The organism is Calothrix sp. CCY 0018, assembly GCF_963920925.1.
GTDB lineage: Bacteria > Cyanobacteriota > Cyanobacteriia > Cyanobacteriales > Nostocaceae > Rivularia.
Map to the genome: position 1 here is coordinate 45415 of NZ_CAWUDI010000036.1, position 19993 is coordinate 65407.

Genomic DNA, 19993 nt, shown 5'->3' on the forward strand with positions numbered 1-19993 from the left:
AAGGGGAGGGGAGTAATTATTAAAGCCTCTCTCCTTGCAGGAGAGAGGTTTGGAGAGAGGTCAAAATATGCCACGCTCAGTTAAAGTACGTTCTGAATTTATCTCTAAGGTAAAGTCTTCTCTACCTCGTAATGGTTATATTCGTCAAACTGATTTAGCTGAGTATTTACAAATTTCTCAATCTACTATCAGCAGTTTTCTTAACGGTAAACCTGTAGATTATTTGAATTTTAGAGAAATTTGTCGTGCTTTAAGTTTGGAATGGCAAGATATCGCCGATTTAACGGTAGAAACTTCACCTATAACACCTACAATATCGGATTCAAAAATATCTTCATCTAATTTGTCTCTCGAACATCCATCTGGACAAGTACCCTTAGATTCAGCATTTTATGTTGTGCGATCGCCAATTGAAGAACGATGTTACGAACAAATTAATCAACCCGGTGCTTTAATCAGAATTAAGTCACCCAGACAGATGGGTAAAAGTTCGCTTCTAGCAAGAATTATTGATAAATCGCAATTTCAAGGAGATAGTACTGTAACTTTAGATTTTCAACTTGCAGCAGGGCAGATTTTTGTCAGTTTAGATAAGTTTTTACGTTGGTTTTGTGCCAGCGTCGGTTTAGCTTTAAATATTCCCAATAAAATTGATGAATATTGGGATTTAGCATCAATTGTTGGTAGCAGTATGGCTTGTAAAGCTTATTTTGAAGAGTATTTATTACCAACTATCAATAAACCCCTAACTCTTGGTTTAGATGAGGTTGATAAAATATTTGAATATCCAGAAATTTATCGGGATTTTTTTGGATTGCTGCGGGCTTTACACGAAGAAGGTAAACGACGAGAAATTTGGAAAAAGCTACAACTAATAATTGTACATTCTACAGAAGTTTACGTGCCTCTCGATATCAATCAATCACCATTTAATGTCGGGTTATCGATAGAATTACCTGAATTTAATAGTAAACAAATTTTAGATTTAGCGCAAAGACATCAACTTAATTGGAATGATACCGATGTCGATCAATTAATGACGTTGGTGAGCGGGCATCCGTTTTTAATCCGTCTTACTCTCTATCATATAGCTAGCGAAAATATTACTTTAAATCAAATATTAGAAAATTCTACAACTCCGAAGAGTATTTTTGCAGAACATTTACGCCGTCAAAGCTTAATTCTGACGCAACAACCGGAATTAGCAGAGGCTATGAAAGATATAGTTAATAATAGTAACCCTACATTATCAACAGTTACTAAATTTAAGTTACAAAGTATGGGATTGATCAAATTGCAGGGAGATAATGTATTTCCGCGCTGTAATTTATATCGTCAGTTTTTGCGGATTTAGGATTTGAGAGGGAATGGGGAATAGAGGAAAAAGTTTTAAAGTATCCGGCGGTTGAAACCACTGCTACACAGGCAAAACCCACCTGCGTGGGTTAAGAATTTATTAGCCCACGCAGGTGGTGAGAGCAGCCCCGTGGGTTGTCTCCCGCAGTACGAGGGGACTGCCGTTAGCGGAGCGAGGCGTTAGCCTTACCCGAAGGGGCTTTGTTTGTATAGCCTCACCCATAAGCGGGTGTAGGGTAAAATTTCTAACCTTTCTTCTCAACTTTCCACACATCAGAAGCTCTCCCCAATTCTTGACTCAAACTTTGATGAATATGCCCGTTAGTAGCTAAAATTCTTCCCGAATCCATCTTGAAATCGCTACCATCATAAGCCGTAACTTTTCCACCAGCTTCCCGTAAAATAATCACCCCAGCAGTAATATCCCACGGTGAAAGTCCTCTTTCCCAATATCCATCCAAACGCCCGCAGGCAACATGAGCTAAATCGAGTGCAGCGGAGCCACCACGCCTTACTCCTTGAGTTAAATGGGTTAAATGACAAAATTCTGTATAGTTGTTATCGTCAGTCTCCCGACGGTCATAAGCGAAACCTGTTACCAACAAACTTCTACTTAATTCCGAAGTCTTAGAAATACTTATAGGGCGGCGATTGCAGGTTGCTCCTAACCCTTGAGCGGCGCGGTATAATTCGTTGCGTGAGGGGTCGTAAATTACACCAACTTGCGGAACGCCGTTAATTAAAAGCCCAATGGAAACCGAAAAAAACGGATATTCATGAGCGAAATTAGTTGTACCATCCAAAGGATCGATCGCCCAAAGATATTCTTGATTTTGATTGCCTAACTTCCCAGATTCTTCAGCAAGGATAGCGTGTTCGGGCACATGACGGCGTAAAGTTTCTAAAACCACAACTTCCGAAGCTTTATCGGCTGCCGTCACCAAATCCCCCGGACGTTTTTCCGCAGTTTTATCTTCCACCTTACCCAAATAACCTTGCAAAACAGCACCAGCAGACAGCGCTGCTTCTGTAGCAATATCTAGAAAAATTTGTAAGTCAGACATAAATAAGGTTAAAGGTTAAAGGTTAAAAGTTTAGAGTTAGGAGTTGGGAGTTGGGAATGGGTAATTGGGAATTGGGCATGGGGCCGCAGGGCATTGGTAATAATTATTTATTCTTCTCCCTATCTCCCCCTCCCCTTGTCCCCTTGTCCCCTTGTCTCCCCATCTCCCCATCACCTGTAAACGCGGCGAAACTCGGAGGGAGAAAGACGCATGGGATCTTCGGGGTTCCAAATTCCTTCACCCATCAGTCTAGACCAATGCTGTGCCTGTTCCAAACGTGAATCGTATTTGTGATTTGGCGATCGCGCTACAAATATTGCGTGTCCTTCTTTAACAAGCTGTTCGTTTACTAACGTTTCATTTTTCCATACGTAAGCTAAGGTTCGTCCAAATTTATCTTTGGCTTCTACGTCAAACTCTAATCTTACGGGTGAAGATTTGTCTTGAATCAACTCTGTCAAACGTTTTTTAGAAGCTTCTCCCCAAGGACGTTGACGTGTAGGAGGGGCGCTGATACCCGTCAAACGCACTTCAGAAATCAAATTAGGCTGTTCACGAAAACCCATAACCTGCAAAGTTTGTCCGCTAACAACCCGCACCACTTTAATTGGTACCGTTCCCGCTTGGAATGTGTCTTTTTTAGCTTGGCACCCCAGCAATAGTAAACAACAAAAGAAAATAACTACTTTTTTCATCAAAAAAGGTCAAAGGTTAAAGGTTAAAGGTAATAACTATAAACTCCTAACTGTTCACTGCTAACTGTCAATCCTCCTCAATCGGTAATCCCTTACGAACTCTACCTTTGGCAAAATAACGTCCGAATTGAAGTTCGTAAACTTCGTCTTCGTCTTGGGTTTCTACTTCTAAGTCGGAACAGGCATAGCTAACGCATAATAATGCATAGCCTTTTCTTTGCAGGTGAGGGGATAATCCCACGGCTTCGGGTTGAGAAATATTTCCTTTTATAACTTTGACGGCACAAGTGGTACAAGCACCATTACGACAGGAAAACGGTAAATCTACACCTTGTTTCTCAAAACTGTGCAGAATGTAGCGATCGCCAGGAACTTCCAAGGTATGTGTAATCCCTTTTGCTTTATCTCGAACTGTGACTTTATATGTAGAGGACATGATGATTTCGGGTTTTGAATTCGGTCATTATAGAATTATTCTCTCAAGGATTGCAGTTTATTTGATTTCAATGTAAGATGTCTTCTTGTGGCACTGCACCTGGAGAGGTGGCCGAGTGGTTGAAGGCGCAGCACTGGAAATGCTGTTTACCCGAAAGGGTAACGAGGGTTCGAATCCCTCCCTCTCCATTTTATTCAAGCTATATTATTCCTACGTACTTCATTCTTTCTGTACGTAGGTTTTTTGCTGAGTATAATCTTGAAACTTAAAATTTTAAGCTCTGAATCGCGCATTCAACTATTGCTGTGACTTGTATCACTAAAGGTAGCTTGAATACGCAGTCCGGGCTGTAAAAGTAATGATGACGTTAAGCAAACCTTATGATAAAGCTACAATTGAAAATTAACATTCCGATTAGCAGGGCTTAATGTCCGCAAGGTGTAATTCCTTAAGCGTTCAAAATGGGATTTAAGTAAGCGATCGGTATAGGTAAAAAAATGAAAAAGTTGGCATTGCTGATTGGGGTAAGCGAATATGACTATGAATTGAATCCCCTACCAGGTGCCCTTAAAGATGTTGATGCAATGCAACGTGTTTTACAACATCCAGACATGGGTGGTTTTTCCCCAAATAATATCGAAGTATTGAAAAATCCGCAGATACCAAATATGGGAATGGAAATTGAGAAAATTTTCTCTAATTGCCAGAAGCACGATTTGGTATTGCTATATTTTTCGGGGCATGGGATTAAAGATGATAATGGCAATCTTTATTTAGCGAGCAGTCAAACTTGCAAGCATCCCAACGGGCAATTGATTACTTCAAGCACTGTCGCCGCAAGTTTTGTCCACAATATCATGGATAAAAGCCCAAGTCGCAGGCAAGTAATAATTCTTGATTGCTGCTTTAGTGGTGCTTTTGCTAGAGGTATGACGGTGAAAAATGATGGTGATGTAGATATTAAAAATCAATTGGGAGGGGAAGATGCGGCAGTTTTAACTTCTTCTACTTCTACTCAATATTCTTTTGAAGAACAGGCATCAAATCATTCAATTTATACCCGCTACCTTGTCGAAGGAATTGAAAATGGCAAGGCGGATCTAGATGGTGATGGTGTAATTTCAGTTGATGAACTGCATGAATATACTCGCACTAGAATGCAGCAAGTTGCACCCAAAAGTAAGCCTGAGATTTATGCTTTTAAAGAAGGTTATAAGATTCAGTTGGCAAAAGTGTGTTTAGCTCAACAGCTAAGTTCTCCGCTTGCTAAAAATCAAATAAGTTTTGGGGAATTAAAGTTGGGAAGAATGCTGCAAGAGGAAAGCGCTAAAGATGAATTACAAGTTGATTATTTACCTAATTTTTTAGAACCGTTTGATTTTTTGATTAAAATTTTAATTACCAGACTCACTGAAAACTTTTTCATTAACGATAGAGCAAATAACTTATCTATTAACTCGGAATTTGAAATCCAAATATTAGAAATTATCAGAGAATCTTCTGAAGCCGATTTTGTATTTATACTCGAAAATGATAGTCAGGATAACTGTTTTGTTAAAACACAAAGTAATTTAGCAGAAAATATAGATAAAAATGCTTACATTAATATATTAAATACAACAATTTTTCCAATTATTTCTCATGAATCAGTTTTTAATCCCTCGCATCACGGCACTTACAAAATTCACGAGTATGCTAAAGGCTCTGCCAATGCTTTTGTGATGATACCGTTAAAAATGCCTCCGCAAGCTGAAATTATGGTAATTTGCGGTTTGCCTAGAAATTCGCATTTATTAGGAAATGCCTACGGTAAAATTCTGTCTAGTTTTTATCAAAGCAGTCAAATATTTTTAGAACCTACATTAGTAGAAGCCGCAATTATTGATGCTTTAAAAAAAGATTTTCAATTTGTCTCTGAGTCGCTATACGAAAGACGTTTTCAACTATTTTGCGAACGGTTGCAGAAAATGGTTGTTTATTTTGAACCCGTTATTTGTATAGATGCCAATGAATTTTTTATCAGCGGTTGGGAAGCTTTAGCTAGAGATACCCAAAGCTTAACTGCTCCTGTCGATCTATTTGAAGCCGCAGAATTATGGGGTTCTCGATTTAAAGTTGAGTTAGACCAATATTTTCTTAGAATTGCAGTAAAAAGCTATAAAGAAGCGAGAAAATCAAAACAAAGAAGATTGAGTGATGTTGTTCCATTATCAGTTAATGTATATCCAGAATCATTAGTTAGAACCGCATATTTTGAAACTGTTAGAGAAGTTTTAGAAGAAGATATCATTTCACCACGAAATTTGATCTTAGAAATTTCTGAAAAATCTGAATTACCGCAATTTCACAATGGTGTTAAATTAGAGAATCCTTTAGCTTTTTTCAAAAATAAACTTTTAGAATACGTCCATCAATTTAATATTCGATTTGCTATCGATGATTTCGGAGTTGGTTATGCTTCAGTTTCTCGACTAGTTGGTTTGAATCCATGTCACGTTAAAATTGACCGCGAAATTCTGCATCATCAATCTAGCGATTTAATTATTCGCTTCGTTCATCAAATTGTTAAAGAAAATAATTTATATCCACCGAATGTAATAGTTGAAGGTGTTGATGAACATACTCCAATTAGTTTATATCAATTAAAAAAAATAGGCGTAACTTATATTCAAGGACATATTGTTGGTAAACCGGAACCAGAAGTTTATCGTCTCAGCCAGGAAAAATATGAGGAATTACTAAAAATGATTTCAGGAGAATAGATAATTGGGAATATTGCTCTTATAATTGTTTATGTAACGTTACATTTTATTTCAAATCAATCCAGATGATTTCTTTAAACTAAGTGGTAGGTTGGGTTAAAGGCGCACAAATTATTTATGATATGTTTAGTATTGAGAATGCGCCGTAACCCAACATCAATATTTCTGTCTATCTTTTCATAAGTCATTATTTATAATTTTTGATTAATCTAAATTCAATATTTAACTGAAATTGAATATTGCTTTAATTCTAATCATTTAATTTGACGGTGGATGTTCGCCCATTGTTACCCACATCTTACGCACACGATTCATTTGCGAACGATTCATTTTCAACGCAGAAATTGTTATTCTTCCAACTGCTGTAAGTCCGATAATTTCTGTACTATCTTCATTCCAAGCAAAATGTTCTGACCATAATTGTTGATGTGGATGAAATAAAGTAATTTCTTGTTGACTTACTTTATCAAATGCTGTTTGACGATAAGCTTTGTATCTATTGCAAGAAGGGCAAGCCAAGCAGAGATTTTCAAAGATACTTTTCCCTCCTGCCGAACGAGGAATGATATGTTCAAATTCAAAAGTGCTTACTGTAAGGGATTCATCTGTACGGCAATAAGCACAGCAGTTACTAAAATGATTACGAATTCGTCGTTGTAAATCTACTCGAATATAAACACTCACGCCACTCTCGATGACCCCTGAAGTTGATTTAAGGTATATCTAGCCCTAGTTTTTAGAATATTTAGCTGGTCAACTTTTGTCAATAAATCATTCAAAGTAGCGCTTTCATCAGTTGATAGTTGATTCTCAGTACTCTGCTTTAATAAATCATTTAATTCAGTTTGAGTATTTATAGATAACTTGATATCTGCTAACGCTTGCAATTCATCTAAACTTAAATTGCTCAAAAGTTCAGAATCTACTACTGATTGATTTATCAATTTATGATAAGTTTCCAAATCTAAAAATACTCCAATTCTTTCTCCCTGTTTGTTGGTAAGATACTGTGTTGATTCTGCCATAATCCTTAATTCCCTTTACAATGATTTTTTCAGATAAAACTTGTTACCATCAATATTAACTAAAGCCAATTACAAAAAACCACCCAGAAGGCAAATTTTGTATTCCCAGACACATTTATATTAATGAATAGTTAGAATAGTTCTTGTAAACAATCGCAAAGCAAACTTAACTATCTTGGTAGCAAAAACTATAATATTGAGTTTGGCAAGACTTTAAAATAAAAAACACTTGCAGTATCGCTGCACTCAGTTAAGAATTAATACGGTAAAGCACGCGGAGTAATAGATAGGTGAGTCAGTCATTTGATTACGATTTGGTGATTGTAGGCGCTGGAGTAGGCGGACATGGCGCTGCCTTACACGCCGTGAGTTGCGGATTGAAAACTGCAATTATTGAAGCTGCTGATATGGGGGGAACCTGCGTTAATCGTGGCTGTATCCCCTCGAAGGCTTTACTTGCTGCTTCTGGAAGAGTGCGGGAGTTACGCGATGCTTACCATCTCAAGTCGATGGGTATTCAAATTGATAACGTTCGATTTGAAAGAGGTGACATCGCTAACCATGCCAATAATTTGGTAGCGAAGATTCAAGGAGATTTAACTAATTCTCTCAAGCGTTTAAACGTTGATATTATTCAAGGTTGGGGTAAATTAACCGGAAAACAAAAGGTGACGGTTGATACGCCCGATGGTGAAAAAACTATCACAGCTAAAGATATTATTCTTTCTACTGGTTCAATTCCTTTTGTTCCACCGGGGATTGAAGTTGATGGTAAAACCGTGTTTACTAGCGACCAAGCTGTAAAGTTAGAATGGTTGCCGCAATGGGTAGCAATTGTCGGTAGCGGCTACATCGGTTTAGAATTCTCCGATGTTTACTCGGCTTTGGGTTGCGAAATCACTATGATCGAAGCTTTACCCGATTTAATGCCGGGATTTGACCGCGATATTGCTAAACTTGCCCAAAGAGTATTAATAAATCCTCGCGATATTGAAACTTATTCGGGAATATACGCTAAAAAAATTACTCCTGGTTCGCCGGTAGTAATTGAATTGGCAGATTTTAAAACTAAAGAAGATGTAGACGTGCTGGAAGTTGATGCTTGTTTGGTAGCTACCGGCAGAATTCCAGTCACACAAAATATAGGTTTAGATTCGGTGAGCGTTGAACTCGATAGACGCAAGTTTATTCCAGTCAATGACTCGATGGCAGTATTAAGTCAAGGGGAACCCGTACCTCATTTATGGGCGATTGGCGATGCTACTGGCAAAATGATGCTGGCTCATGCTGCTTCGGCTCAAGGGATTACAGCAGTTGAAAATATTTGCGGTAGAACAAAGGAAATTGATTATGCCAGCATTCCCGCAGCAGCATTTACTCATCCAGAAATTAGCTATGTGGGAATGACACAGGAACAAGCTAAAGAAGTAGGTGAAGCCCAAGGATTTGAAGTTGGTGTAAGTAAAAGTTATTTCAAAGGTAATTCCAAAGCTTTAGCAGAAGGAGAAGCCGACGGAATCGCCAAAGTTGTCTATCGCAAAGATACAGGAGAAGTGCTGGGAGTCCACATTTTCGGACTTCACGCAGCCGATATTATTCACGAAGCAAGTGCGGCGATCGCCAATCGTCAAAGTGTAAATTCCCTCGCTCATTTAGTCCACGCCCATCCCACACTTTCCGAAGTCTTGGATGAAGCATACAAACGAGCGGCTGTCAGTTAACAGTGAACAGTTAACAGTTAGGAGTTAGGAGTTAGGAATTAGGGATTAAGAATTAAAATGTTCTCCCCATCTCTCCATCTCCCGCTCTTCCCAATTACCAATTACCAATTACCAATTACCAATGCAAATCCGCCGTCGTCCCCCAAATCCCGATATTGCCGTAATGTCATTGCGGTATCAAATTGCTGCTGCTGATGCCGAGCCAAGCAATATTTTAGAAGAAATTGTTTGGTATAAAGAAGCTGAAGTTGACCAAATGCGCGAGAAGCAATCTTTACAGGATTTGCAGCGTCAAGTCCCTAATGCTCCACCAGTTCGCGATTTTCTGGCAGCTTTACGTCAAGGTAAAACTAAACCAGCTTTAATTGCAGAAGTAAAAAAAGCTTCTCCTAGTAAAGGGGTTTTACGGGAAGATTTTGACCCGGTACAAATTGCTCAGGAGTATCAACTCGGTGGTGCTAGCTGTCTTTCGGTACTTACAGATAAAAAGTTTTTCCAAGGCAGTTTTGAAAATTTATCTAAAGTCAGGGCTGCTGTAGATTTACCTTTGCTGTGCAAGGAATTTATTATTTATCCTTATCAAATGTATATGGCACGTCTTCGCGGTGCTGATGCAGTTTTACTTATAGCAGCGGTACTCAGCGACCAAGATTTACAGTATTTTGTCAAAATCGCTAATGCTTTAAAGCTGACTCCTTTGATTGAAGTTCATACTCTAGAAGAACTTGACCGCGTTTTAGCTGTAGATGGTGTTTCCCTAGTTGGTATCAATAATCGTAATTTAGAAGACTTTTCTGTTGACTTGCAAACTACTTGTAAGTTATTACAGGCAAGGACTAAACAATTGCTCTCACGTAATATCCTTGTTGTTAGCGAATCAGGATTGCATACTCCATCGGATTTAAGTTTAGTCGCCTCTTGTGGTGCCTCTGCTGTATTGATTGGTGAATCCCTAGTAAAACAGCAAGATCCAGCAAAGTCTATTACCAATCTGTTTGCAAATTTTTCATAACCAACTTTTTTTTAGGACTTGCAACAATCCACCTGTTGGCTGTGTAACAATTCATTTATCACATACCTTGAGCTTGGCTAGAGCCTCAACCCTACCAACTATATTTTAAACTTCATGGAGCAAATTCCTCTTCCTTCACCCATTCATTACGAATTGCTGCTGCAATTACTCGAAAGACAAACCATGAATGCAGTTAATCAAAATCCTAATTTACGGAACCAGGTAAATCAATTGATTATTACCCTTCGTAAAGCAGCCGTCCAACAAAAACACTTAGAACAAGTCTGTCAGATTTCTTCTATGGAAGTTTCGCACCGCTGGTCTATCAATCACATTAACTCCGAACAAATCGCAGCTTCTGAGTAACCGAAAGTTACCGTAACTTAGTAGGGCTGAAAGCGGCAACATAAATAAAAAGGATTACCATTATCTTCTCTTGGGTTATTTACCGTGAGAGCATAGAAAGAAACTGTAGTTCAATATAGCAAATGTGAGGAGCGCTATATATAGCTTTGGCACCTAAACTACATACTATCTTTGTCCTGCCCTACAACAGTTTTTTTAGACTGCTAATCTAATGGCTTTATTGTACAGATAAGTAAGTTAGCGAAAATAAAACTAACTATGTAACGAAATGTAAAAAGCCCGAAACGGTTGCGATTGCTTCCTCGTACCTCGTCGCAATGACAAATCACAACTATATTTATTCACGTCGAGCTACTTAGCATAAATAATAAAATAGACATTTAATATACCATTAAATTTAATTGTGATTCCAAAATAATTAATTTGGGGAACGGGAGATGGGGAGACAAGGGGACAAGGGGGATGGGGAGATGGGGGGATGGGAAAAATAACTCATAGCTCATAACTCTCAATCTAAAATCTAAAGAGCGAGTTGAATGTTCAACTCGCTCTTTTAATTTATATATGATTACATCCAGAATCAGTCTTCGCAAAAAGTGGAGTTTTTGCAACAACATCAATAATTTCTCCCTATTGCTAACGAGACAGCCTATGCTGTTTCTAACCAATCGTATATTTGCTCCAACTGCTCTAAAGTTACTAAACCATACTGCCACAGAATCATCGGTAAAGGGCCTGGATCTTGTTCGCTGTGCCGCAAGGCTACGGCTAGGGAAGCCGTAGAAATCGATAAATCATCTTGCAAAAAACGAATCAGTCGCGAATAAGTAGATTGTGTCATTTTTGTCTCACCTCCTTGGGTAGGGTGTATTGTCATATATCTATCCATTCTTTATCAGTAGCTAGTAGCTAGTAATTCATGTATCACTGCACGGTTGTTTAAAAAACAGTTGAGTACAGTTTGTCCAATGCAAGACAGCAAAGGAGAACCGACAGAAATAAATATTTTAGCTTGATTTATATCAATAGTCTCAAACAATACTTCACTTAATTTCAAAAAGTTTAATACTTTATACTTAAGTGGCGATCGCCGTCTTTCATTTCTTGTAACAAAGATTCCATAGCTTATACTCCCCCATTTGCAGCTGTTTATACGTACACCAAAAGGAATATTTTTGCGATCGAATATAAATTTTGACTTGACTTGGACTCAAAAGCTTAGTATTAGACTAGCAGCAATGCAAATCTTAACATCACAACCTCTTTTTATACCACTATTATTGATACTTTTTTCTCTAAATTCACTTAAACATATATCTATTAAGCTATATAAGCAGATGTGCTGTTTTATTTATTAAGTAATTATTGGGATTATAGTGATTTAATTGTTACTTTATCTCCTTTTTTTAAGTTTAGTTCGGCAGCTCTCCCAGAACGTAATTCAATTACTTGGTCGATAAGAGTTCTCGGACCGTAAGTAGGGCAAGGTTCTTTTGTACACGGAGGTGCGGAAGCTTCAACATATTGGACTACTCCTTTACGCAGAAAAACCATATCTAAGGCAACTGGTACATTTTTCATCCAAAAACTAACTGGTTGGGCAGAGGGAAAGTTAAATACCATTCCTCGGTTGTCAGGCAAAGGTGGTCTGTACATCAGTCCCATTGCTTGTTGTTGTGGTGTTTGCGCTACTTCTAACTGAATTTGCGTACCGTCGGGAATAGTCGCAACAGCAGAAATTGGCAATTGTTGACCTAAATTATTCACGCTCAGAGAAGGTGGGGATACGGTGACATCGGGAGATTTTGCTGGTGTCTGTTGGGAACAGCTTATAAGTAAAATGCCTAATACTATAGGTAATAATCTTTGACAATAATTCATGTAATTTTTAATTTTTACTCCAAAATTTGATGATTTTAGACAATAATTTTAACAGTATGAAGGAATTAAGAATTGCGAATAGACGCTCGTATTTCTTGGATGAGGCTACAGTATGCGTCTCGCTCGCCAATTTTAACCAAGAAACGAGATACTGCATTCCCCACCATCTATTTTTTATTTGAAATCGCTGTATAAATTAAGATTTTCTTCATACTTCAATTGGCTAAACCTAAACCAAAAGCTGTATTTCTAATAGAAGAAAATCAAATTTGGCGGTAATAAAATTATTTACTTCTTGGATTCTCTATTCGGTTAACTTTAAAATTAAGATTCTCTCAATACATAGCCAACACCACGTACAGTTTGAATCAGCCGTTTTTGACTTTCGACTTCTATTTTTAGTCGTAAGTAGCGAATATAAACTTCGATTACGTTAGACTCACCCATAAAGTCATAGCCCCAGACATTTTCCAGAATTTGCTCGCGAGTTAGCACCTCACGGGGATGTTCCATAAGATACTTTAACAGTTCAAATTCTTTCATTGTCAAATCAATGACTCGTTCGTTATTAATAGCGCGACGAGTGGCTAAGTCTAAAATTAAATCTCCAAAACGCAATTGCTCGGAAGTATCAACATCTGGTTTCAAATACAAGCGAACCATATTCATGAAATTTTCCGAACGGTAAGGCTTGAGAAAATAATCATCGGCACCTGCTTCTAAACAAGCTACTCGATCGTCAACAGAATCTCTTCCCATTAACATTAGTACCGGAGTACACACACCGCTACTTCTGAGATTTTTGCATAACGAGATTCCCGATTCTCCGTGCAGCATTCTATCAACAACAATTAAAGCAGGTTGGCGATCGCGATTATGCTGCAAACCAGAAACTGTATCGGAGGCTAAAATCGGTTCGTAACCAATTTCTTTTAAATCAGATACTAGTTGATTGGCAAGATTTTCGTCGCTTTCTATCACTAAAACACAAGGGTTATAAGCAAGAGTCATTCTATTTTTGATTTTTGATTTTAACAAGATTTTGGATTATTCTCTTCTTGAAAAAAGGAATCGGGGCAGTTTTAGATTTTAAATAAATTAACTTGTTGGACTTTACTATAAGATTTTATCTTCCAGACGCTTTTTACATCTGAGTGAAAAGTTAGACGCGAAACTATTGTAATAGTTGCTTTGATGACAGTTTTTTTATACTGCCTACGTTTTCGGTTCGATGTTTTAGCACGTCCAAGTATTAATCGAAGAAATTAAAATATATACTATTTATAATAATTTATTAACAATTGACTTGATTTATTTACGATCGCGACTACCTATAGAGGGTGGAGAGGGGGAAGACAGCCCTTGCTACGAACCTTTTTACCCGTCAAAATTGATGAAATGGACTACTAATAGGTTCGTAGTAGCGCTTTAGCGACTCATAATCCGGAATTCGGAGGCGAAGACGGCGTTACTACTAACAAAATGATTAACCCGGCAAATTTAATGTGGCGGAGTACTAGGCTTGGCAATATGAGGTAAACCCCAACCTAATTTGTCTCGTAAAATTTGGAAAAATTCGGGTGATTGAAGGCGAATAAAACGAGCGGTGTAATCTGATTTTTCTATATAAATGCGGTCTTCTGGCAAAATATAACATCCAGCATTGCCATCAACTGTCATAACTAATTTAGTTGCATTTACCGAATGAATATTAACTGATTCGCTATCTGGAAATACTAATGCTCTTGATGCTAATGAATGAGGACAAATAGGTACTAGCTGTAATACTGCAACACCAGGAGCTACTACGGGGCCTCCAGCGCTTAAGGAATAAGCAGTTGAACCTGTCGGTGTAGAAACAATAATGCCATCTGCGGCTATATCTATGGCTGCATGACCACCAATTGCTATTTCAAAATGGCACATCGAAGTTAAAGGCTCGCGATGTAATACCATTTCATTTAGACATAGAGCTTCCCAAAATACTGTTTCTTTGCGAAATACTTTGACGGCAAGCATTGCCCGCTCTTCGATATCATAATTACCCTCTAAAACTTGTTCTACTGCTTGGGGTAACTGATTAACATAAGCTTCAGTTAAAAAGCCCATGTGACCAGTATTTATCGCCAGCATCGGAATTCCACAGGGTGCGACTTGGCGAGATGCGGCTAAAACCGTACCATCACCACCAAGTACCACCACGAACTTGATAGACGAATCGAAACCCGGAGGAGTCAATCCCTCTATCGGCGTATGACATACAGGGCTTCGCGGAGTCGAATAGCCCAAAATTCCACCGATACCAGTTGCGAGACATACATCCCAACCTTTCTCGGTGAATTTTTCTTTTAATTCGACAGCGATGTCATTCGCTATCGGCTTCTCGTCATTGTATATAATGCCTACTTTCGGCACGTTCAAATATCCAAATTTAAGGAAACGTTTTTTTATGTAATTAATACTTACACATTTTGCGGTTCTAGTACATAGTTCGGATTAAAAGGGAGTAGGGAGTGGGGAGTGGGGGAGATGGGGAGATGGGGAGACAAGGGGACAAGGAGAGATAATTTTTTATTATTAACTCAATACCTTTGACCTTTAACCTTTAACCTTATTAACTCCTAACTCCTAACTCTTAACTACTCCCTACTCCCCATTCCCTTTTAAGAAGATTGTTTAAAAGGAGTTCTTTTTTCTTTCTTTTTCTTACTTTTATTTTGCTGGTAATCGAGTTCTCTAAGTTTTTTGGTAATTCTGTTGAAATATTCTTGCAAATAAGATTCTAAGGTAGTGATTTCGCTTTTATCTATGTCAAAGGCTTTATATGTCTCATCCATTGAAGCGTCTAATGGCTTACCGCTTGCCAAAACTTCTGTAAATGAAAGTCTATCGGATACGTTCCATCCCCACTGAAAAATACGCAATATATTACGAATGGTGCGAAGTAGGTTTAACGGCATCCGGGTTATCCTAGCTGTCTTACCGGATAAACGTTCGCATAAGTTAATTATTTCTTGGGCACTCCAAGAGCGAGTTCCCACCACTGGAAAGGTTTTATTTTCAGTTTCTTCTCTTTTCAGCGCTCTGATAGCAAATTTTGCAATATCTTGAGTATCCATGTAGGCAATGGGTGAAGAATCTCCTGTTACCCATACTGGCTGTGCTTCTAAAATCGGAATACCGTATTGTCCAATTAAGCCCTGCATGAAGCCAGCTAACTGTAAAACGGTGTAGTTTAAGCCGGATTCTGCCAAAAATAGTTCCGTACATCGCTTGATTTCCATCAAGGGTACTTCCGGATAATCTTGATTATTTAATATTGAGAAAAAGATAAAACGTTCAACATTCGCGGCGGCTGCTGCTTGAATTAATGCTACTTTCCCATCCCAATCTACTTGTTTAATACTCAGTGAATCTGTGGGACGAGATGTGGATGCATCTATTACAGCATCTACACCATCAAGTGCGGCTTCGAGGGTTTCAGGGTAACATAAGTCTCCCCGGACTAATTCTGCACCCCACTCTTTCAGAAATGATGCTTTCTTAGAACTCCGGGCAAGACAGCGTACTTCATAACCCTCATCGATCGCATGGCGAGCAACCTGTCTTCCCAAGGTACCTGTAGCACCTACTATCAATATTTTCATCAGTTTTAATTAAAAAATGTAAACTTTTATTAAAACAAGTTTATCAGAATTGTTTTTTAAAGCAAAAGTAAAGCAAAATCTGTTACTTAAACAAAGTGATGGCAGAGACTGCCCAAGGAAGTCTCTAGCCAATAAATGAAGCGTTTTTCCTCGATTGTATGTAAAGAACCTTTATTCTGGCTCTGCGCCTTGAATCTTAAGTAACAAAGTACCTATAGCCCAACCAACGAAGATTAAGCCGAAGGATAATACAGCTGCGTTGAACATTTCGCCGCCCATTTGAGTTCTCCTTTATGAATTGTTTAATTAAGTTAAGTTTACCAAGTAATCAGTTATCAATTATCAATTATCAATTATCAGTTAGCAGTGAGCAGTTAGCAGTAATTAATTTCTCGTACTTAAGTAATATGTATCAATTAAAGCATAAAAAGGCTATTTTAAGTCAAAACCATCGTCCGCGTTTGGCGGTGACTTTGGGCGACCCAGCGGGGATTGGAACGGAAGTTGTATTAAAGGCTTTGGCTGATTCGCATCTTGGTCAAAATTGCGATTTAACTGTAGTTGGAAACCGTGATTTACTATTAAAAAATTATACTAGTTTGCGGGCAAATGAGAATATAGATTTGGCGAATCCTACCGAGTTGTCGATTTTAAATGTAAATTTGGACGGCAATATTAAGGATGAAGTTATTCTTGGAGTTGAAAATGCGGCGAGTGGTGCGGCAAGCTTTGCTTATATGGAAGCTGCTATAGCTGCTACACTTGCAGGTAATTTTGATGGTATAGTTACTGGACCGATTGCTAAATCTGCTTGGAAAGCTGCGGGTTATATTTATCCGGGACAAACGGAACTTTTAGCTCAAAAGGCTGGTATAGATAAATTTGGGATGCTGTTTGTAGCTCGATCGCCTCACACTAATTGGACTCTGCGAACTCTGCTTGCAACCACACATATACCATTGTGTCAAGTTTCAGAAACGCTGACACCGGAATTGATGAGTAGGAAGTTGGATTTGCTGGTGGAATGCTTAGAAAAAGATTTTGGAATTATAAACGGAAAGATTGCGATCGCAGGGTTAAATCCCCACAGTGGAGAAAAAGGACAATTAGGGCGTGAAGAAGCGGATTGGTTGATTGATTGGTTGGAAGAAGAGCAGAAAAAGCGGACAAATTTAACTTTAATTGGTCCAATTCCGCCAGATACAATGTGGGTGAAACCGGGACAAGCTTGGTATGGTAATTCTAAAGTACAAGCAGCCGATGGTTATTTAGCGCTTTATCACGATCAAGGTTTGATTCCGGTAAAGTTGATGGCTTTTGATCGAGCGGTTAATACTACGATTGGATTACCTTTTATTAGAACATCTCCCGATCATGGAACGGCATTTGATATAGCAGGTAAGGGAATTGCTGACGCTACGAGCATGAAAGCAGCGATTGAGTTAGCGGGTGAGTTGGTGTGTGTGAGGTTGGGGAAATAGTTAGAATTTATAAGTGCTAAATTTTCGGTGTTGAAGGTTAATTAGTAGTGAAATTTCAAGTAATTTTTGTATTTGATTGAGAATATCAAGGCTATGTAGCAGAAGGGAGCGAACTTCCCGGTTGTGTCAGTCAAGGTAAAACCTTGGATGAAGCCGTTGAAAATATCAAAGATGCGATTAAAGGTCATCTTTACGTCCAAGAAAAACATGGAAAACCTTACCAAAAGAAAGAATCTCAATCTTTTATTGGTGAGGTTGTAATATAAATGGGGCGTTTATCAAATATTTCGGGCAAGGAAGCTGTTAAAGTCTTTGAAAGTTTTGGTTATGTATTCGATCATCAAACCGGAAGTCATATGATTAAGACGGCATGATTCAAAACCTACCGTCTTCAGTTCCCAATCATAAAGAATTAGCCCCTGGTTTATTAAGAAGCTTGATTCGTCAAGCTGGAATTACGGTTGATGACTTTCTTGCTCATAAGTAATAACTGATAAAATTAGTTGAATTGTTTACCACGTTGCTATAGCAATCCTAATCGAAAGAAATAAATGTACTCAATTTAATTCTTTCTCAAGAATTAAATTAAGCAAAAAATATAGTTCATTTATTTTCTCAAAAAAGATAATAACAGCTTAACGATTGGTTAAGGAAAAGTTAACAAAAACTTTCTATATTTTTCTTATCCACTAAGCAAAATTAATTTTACCATGTTCCGTAAACTATTCTTTTTTATCTTTTTCCTAATCGGGCTTTATGGTTGTTTTGAATATAAAACAAATTTTACTAACACCGTAACTGTTGCACAAAGCCAAGTGGTATTAACTCCACAAATAGAAAATGTTGGTGTTCCTAAGAATAAAGCTCAAACAACCTTAACTTTTGCAAAACCTGAAAATATTATTTATGTCGCTGTCAATGGTAGCAATAAAACTGGTGATGGCACTTTTGATAAACCATTACAAACTGTAGAAAAAGCCTTCAAAGTTGCGAAAAAGAACGCTTTGATTAAGATGGCTGAGGGTACGTTTGAAGTAAACCGGATGATAACAGTTCCTTCTTACATTAGTTTAGAAGGTGCTGGTGCAAAAACGGTGATTGTACCGGGTAATAATTATCAAGGCGTACTTTTTGAAGCGAAGGATTTTAAAGATGAAAAAGGTGATGGATATCAGTATTTTCGCAACTTTAATGTCGATGGAAAAGATATAGCTAAGTTAGGTTTTCGCGCTTGGGGTAGAGAAAAGACTTTGTTTGAAAATATTACTTTTACTAACTTGAATAATGCTGGAATTGATATTAGTGGTTTAAATGGTGAAATTAGTAATTGCCGATTTATCAATGCTGCTGGTAGAGAAGGTGATAAGAATCAACATTTCTCCGGTGCAATTCGATTTATGGGCACTAAAGGCTTGCGGATTCATGATAATTATATAGAAGAGAATTCTGGTGGTGGGATTAAAAGCGTTTCCAGTAACGTTCGTAATACTCAAATATACAATAATAAGATTAAGATTACAGGTTCAAAAAATAAATCAGTTAATAAATCAGCTTCTATTGAAATTTGGGATTTACAGAAAGGAAACAAAATTTATAATAACGATTTAAACGCTTGGGTTTCATTAATCAACCAATGGGATAAAGATGAAGAGATTGCAGAAACTGGTAACTTGATTTTCTATAAGAATAAATTGCACGCGAATCCCGGTGTCACTGACGATATGTCGGGTTTAGAATTAGGAATTAAGGGAGCCGAATTTTATGAAAATACTTTCAGTGGATTTAAACATCGTATTTTCTGGATAGAAGGTTGGGGTGGAAAGAAAAAACCTACTAAAAATATCAACATTCATGATAATAAGTTTAACGATTGCGGTAATGCAATGAATCTCGGCCCGAATGGAAATGGAGTTGAAAATCTGAAGTTTGAGAATAATTGGATTCAAAGTTGTAATGGTGTCACTATGGGAATGGGAGGAAACAAAAAGCTAGTTAATATTGCTGTTACCGATAATATTTTTGTAAATGCGAAAACAGCTATCTCTTTACACGGTCAAAGCAAACAGTATGTTAAACTTCGTATTGCTGCAAATAAAGTTTATAGCTCTAAAGTTGGTTTGGATAATAATGTGAAGGGATTAAATATTCCAAAAAGTAATGCAGTGACTTTGAAAAAAGGTTTGCCAACAACTAAGAATTCTGATAAGTGATTAAGTTAAGCAAAAATCCGCTACTCTGCATAGGTGGTGCATCTTACCATAAATCGTATTGTTAGGAAAGCTTGAAAGTTTATTTGAATTCACATCTTGTTGCATTCTCAGTATCGCCTTAGAATAAATTAAGCGGCTTATATACAAAGTCTGATAAATCAGATTAGCAAAGGCTTTTAGTCAGGGCAAACGCACTTGGAATATAAGCCTTGAAATTGATTTCCGTGGGATTTGAGTTTAATGACAATGGTGCAAGATTTTACTTTTTACTCACTCGTATCTAAATTCCCATAATTTTATTCAAGTTTATTCAACCTTTTTTGAAATAACACTTCGC

The 19993-nt window shown here is 37.7% G+C and carries 20 protein-coding genes, 1 tRNA gene and 1 pseudogene; 11 read left to right on the top strand and 11 right to left on the bottom strand.

The window, feature by feature from the left end; all coding sequences use genetic code 11:
- The first annotated feature begins 67 nt into the window (after positions 1-67).
- Positions 68-1354, top strand: coding sequence for an AAA-like domain-containing protein (locus ACM03V_RS23705; protein ID WP_414623261.1), 1287 nt, complete (start codon positions 68-70; stop codon positions 1352-1354).
- Positions 1355-1601: 247 nt separating this feature from the next.
- Here the strand turns inward: ACM03V_RS23705 and ACM03V_RS23710 are convergent, their stop codons facing one another.
- From ACM03V_RS23710 to ACM03V_RS23720, 3 genes are all read right to left on the bottom strand, one after another.
- A complete protein-coding gene (locus ACM03V_RS23710) occupies positions 1602-2420 on the bottom strand; it encodes an inositol monophosphatase family protein (protein WP_414623262.1) in 819 nt (272 codons plus the stop codon).
- Between the two features lie 170 nt (positions 2421-2590).
- Positions 2591-3115: a thermonuclease family protein gene (locus ACM03V_RS23715; protein WP_414623263.1), complete on the bottom strand. Its 525-nt coding sequence runs from the start codon at positions 3113-3115 to the stop codon at positions 2591-2593.
- A 67-nt stretch (positions 3116-3182) separates the two neighbouring features.
- Complete coding sequence (locus ACM03V_RS23720; protein ID WP_414623264.1) at positions 3183-3551, bottom strand: 2Fe-2S iron-sulfur cluster-binding protein; 369 nt, start codon at positions 3549-3551, stop codon at positions 3183-3185.
- A 101-nt stretch (positions 3552-3652) separates the two neighbouring features.
- On the opposite strand from ACM03V_RS23720, the gene ACM03V_RS23725 reads away from it, so the two are divergent.
- A tRNA-Ser gene (locus tag ACM03V_RS23725) sits at positions 3653-3739 on the top strand.
- A 309-nt stretch (positions 3740-4048) separates the two neighbouring features.
- Positions 4049-6313, top strand: a complete 2265-nt coding sequence (locus ACM03V_RS23730; protein ID WP_414623265.1) for a caspase, EACC1-associated type — start codon at positions 4049-4051, stop codon at positions 6311-6313.
- 258 nt (positions 6314-6571) lie between these two features.
- Here the strand turns inward: ACM03V_RS23730 and ACM03V_RS23735 are convergent, their stop codons facing one another.
- A complete protein-coding gene (locus tag ACM03V_RS23735) occupies positions 6572-6997 on the bottom strand; it encodes an HNH endonuclease (RefSeq protein ID WP_414623266.1) in 426 nt (141 codons plus the stop codon).
- Positions 6994-7338 carry a hypothetical protein gene (locus ACM03V_RS23740; protein WP_414623267.1) on the bottom strand — a complete coding sequence of 115 codons (345 nt, stop codon included), beginning with the start codon at positions 7336-7338 and terminating at the stop codon, positions 6994-6996. The genes ACM03V_RS23735 and ACM03V_RS23740 overlap by 4 nt, the downstream gene beginning before the upstream one ends.
- Before the next feature lie 290 nt (positions 7339-7628).
- Between ACM03V_RS23740 and lpdA the strand changes: the two genes are divergently transcribed.
- The 3 genes from lpdA to ACM03V_RS23755 all read left to right on the top strand — a co-directional run bounded on the left by lpdA (position 7629) and on the right by ACM03V_RS23755 (position 10437).
- On the top strand, positions 7629-9059 hold the full coding sequence (lpdA, locus tag ACM03V_RS23745) for a dihydrolipoyl dehydrogenase (protein WP_414623268.1): 1431 nt from the start codon (positions 7629-7631) through the stop codon (positions 9057-9059).
- Positions 9060-9180: 121 nt separating this feature from the next.
- Complete coding sequence (gene trpC, locus ACM03V_RS23750; protein WP_414623269.1) at positions 9181-10071, top strand: indole-3-glycerol phosphate synthase TrpC; 891 nt, start codon at positions 9181-9183, stop codon at positions 10069-10071.
- 114 nt (positions 10072-10185) lie between these two features.
- Positions 10186-10437: a DUF5340 domain-containing protein gene (locus tag ACM03V_RS23755; RefSeq protein ID WP_414623270.1), complete on the top strand. Its 252-nt coding sequence runs from the start codon at positions 10186-10188 to the stop codon at positions 10435-10437.
- A 649-nt stretch (positions 10438-11086) separates the two neighbouring features.
- Here ACM03V_RS23755 and ACM03V_RS23760 read toward each other — a convergent pair.
- The 6 genes from ACM03V_RS23760 to ACM03V_RS23785 all read right to left on the bottom strand — a co-directional run bounded on the left by ACM03V_RS23760 (position 11087) and on the right by ACM03V_RS23785 (position 16244).
- Positions 11087-11314, bottom strand: coding sequence for a DUF2949 domain-containing protein (locus ACM03V_RS23760; RefSeq protein ID WP_414623271.1), 228 nt, complete (start codon positions 11312-11314; stop codon positions 11087-11089).
- A gap of 494 nt (positions 11315-11808) precedes the next feature.
- Complete coding sequence (locus tag ACM03V_RS23765) at positions 11809-12318, bottom strand: DUF192 domain-containing protein (RefSeq protein WP_414623272.1); 510 nt, start codon at positions 12316-12318, stop codon at positions 11809-11811.
- A 324-nt stretch (positions 12319-12642) separates the two neighbouring features.
- A complete protein-coding gene (gene nblR / locus ACM03V_RS23770) occupies positions 12643-13329 on the bottom strand; it encodes a response regulator transcription factor NblR (protein WP_414623273.1) in 687 nt (228 codons plus the stop codon).
- A 489-nt stretch (positions 13330-13818) separates the two neighbouring features.
- Positions 13819-14733: an NAD(+) kinase gene (locus tag ACM03V_RS23775; RefSeq protein ID WP_414623274.1), complete on the bottom strand. Its 915-nt coding sequence runs from the start codon at positions 14731-14733 to the stop codon at positions 13819-13821.
- A 248-nt stretch (positions 14734-14981) separates the two neighbouring features.
- Positions 14982-15965 (bottom strand): SDR family oxidoreductase, encoded by a 984-nt coding sequence (locus tag ACM03V_RS23780; protein WP_414623275.1) that lies wholly within the window; start codon positions 15963-15965, stop codon positions 14982-14984.
- A gap of 171 nt (positions 15966-16136) precedes the next feature.
- Positions 16137-16244, bottom strand: coding sequence for a PetM family cytochrome b6-f complex subunit 7 (locus ACM03V_RS23785; RefSeq protein ID WP_414623276.1), 108 nt, complete (start codon positions 16242-16244; stop codon positions 16137-16139).
- 128 nt (positions 16245-16372) lie between these two features.
- On the opposite strand from ACM03V_RS23785, the gene pdxA reads away from it, so the two are divergent.
- The 5 genes and pseudogenes from pdxA to ACM03V_RS23810 all read left to right on the top strand — a co-directional run bounded on the left by pdxA (position 16373) and on the right by ACM03V_RS23810 (position 19656).
- Positions 16373-17446, top strand: coding sequence for a 4-hydroxythreonine-4-phosphate dehydrogenase PdxA (pdxA, locus tag ACM03V_RS23790; RefSeq protein WP_414623305.1), 1074 nt, complete (start codon positions 16373-16375; stop codon positions 17444-17446).
- A 122-nt stretch (positions 17447-17568) separates the two neighbouring features.
- Positions 17569-17712: pseudogene (locus tag ACM03V_RS23795) on the top strand (type II toxin-antitoxin system HicB family antitoxin); the annotation flags it as partial.
- A complete protein-coding gene (locus tag ACM03V_RS23800; RefSeq protein WP_414623277.1) occupies positions 17713-17820 on the top strand; it encodes a type II toxin-antitoxin system HicA family toxin in 108 nt (35 codons plus the stop codon).
- Positions 17817-17933, top strand: coding sequence for a type II toxin-antitoxin system HicA family toxin (locus ACM03V_RS23805; protein ID WP_414623278.1), 117 nt, complete (start codon positions 17817-17819; stop codon positions 17931-17933). Before ACM03V_RS23800 ends, ACM03V_RS23805 begins: the two co-directional genes overlap by 4 nt.
- 223 nt (positions 17934-18156) lie before the next feature.
- Entirely contained in the window at positions 18157-19656 is a 1500-nt protein-coding gene (locus ACM03V_RS23810; RefSeq protein ID WP_414623279.1) for a right-handed parallel beta-helix repeat-containing protein, read from the top strand.
- The last annotated feature ends 337 nt before the right edge of the window (positions 19657-19993 follow it).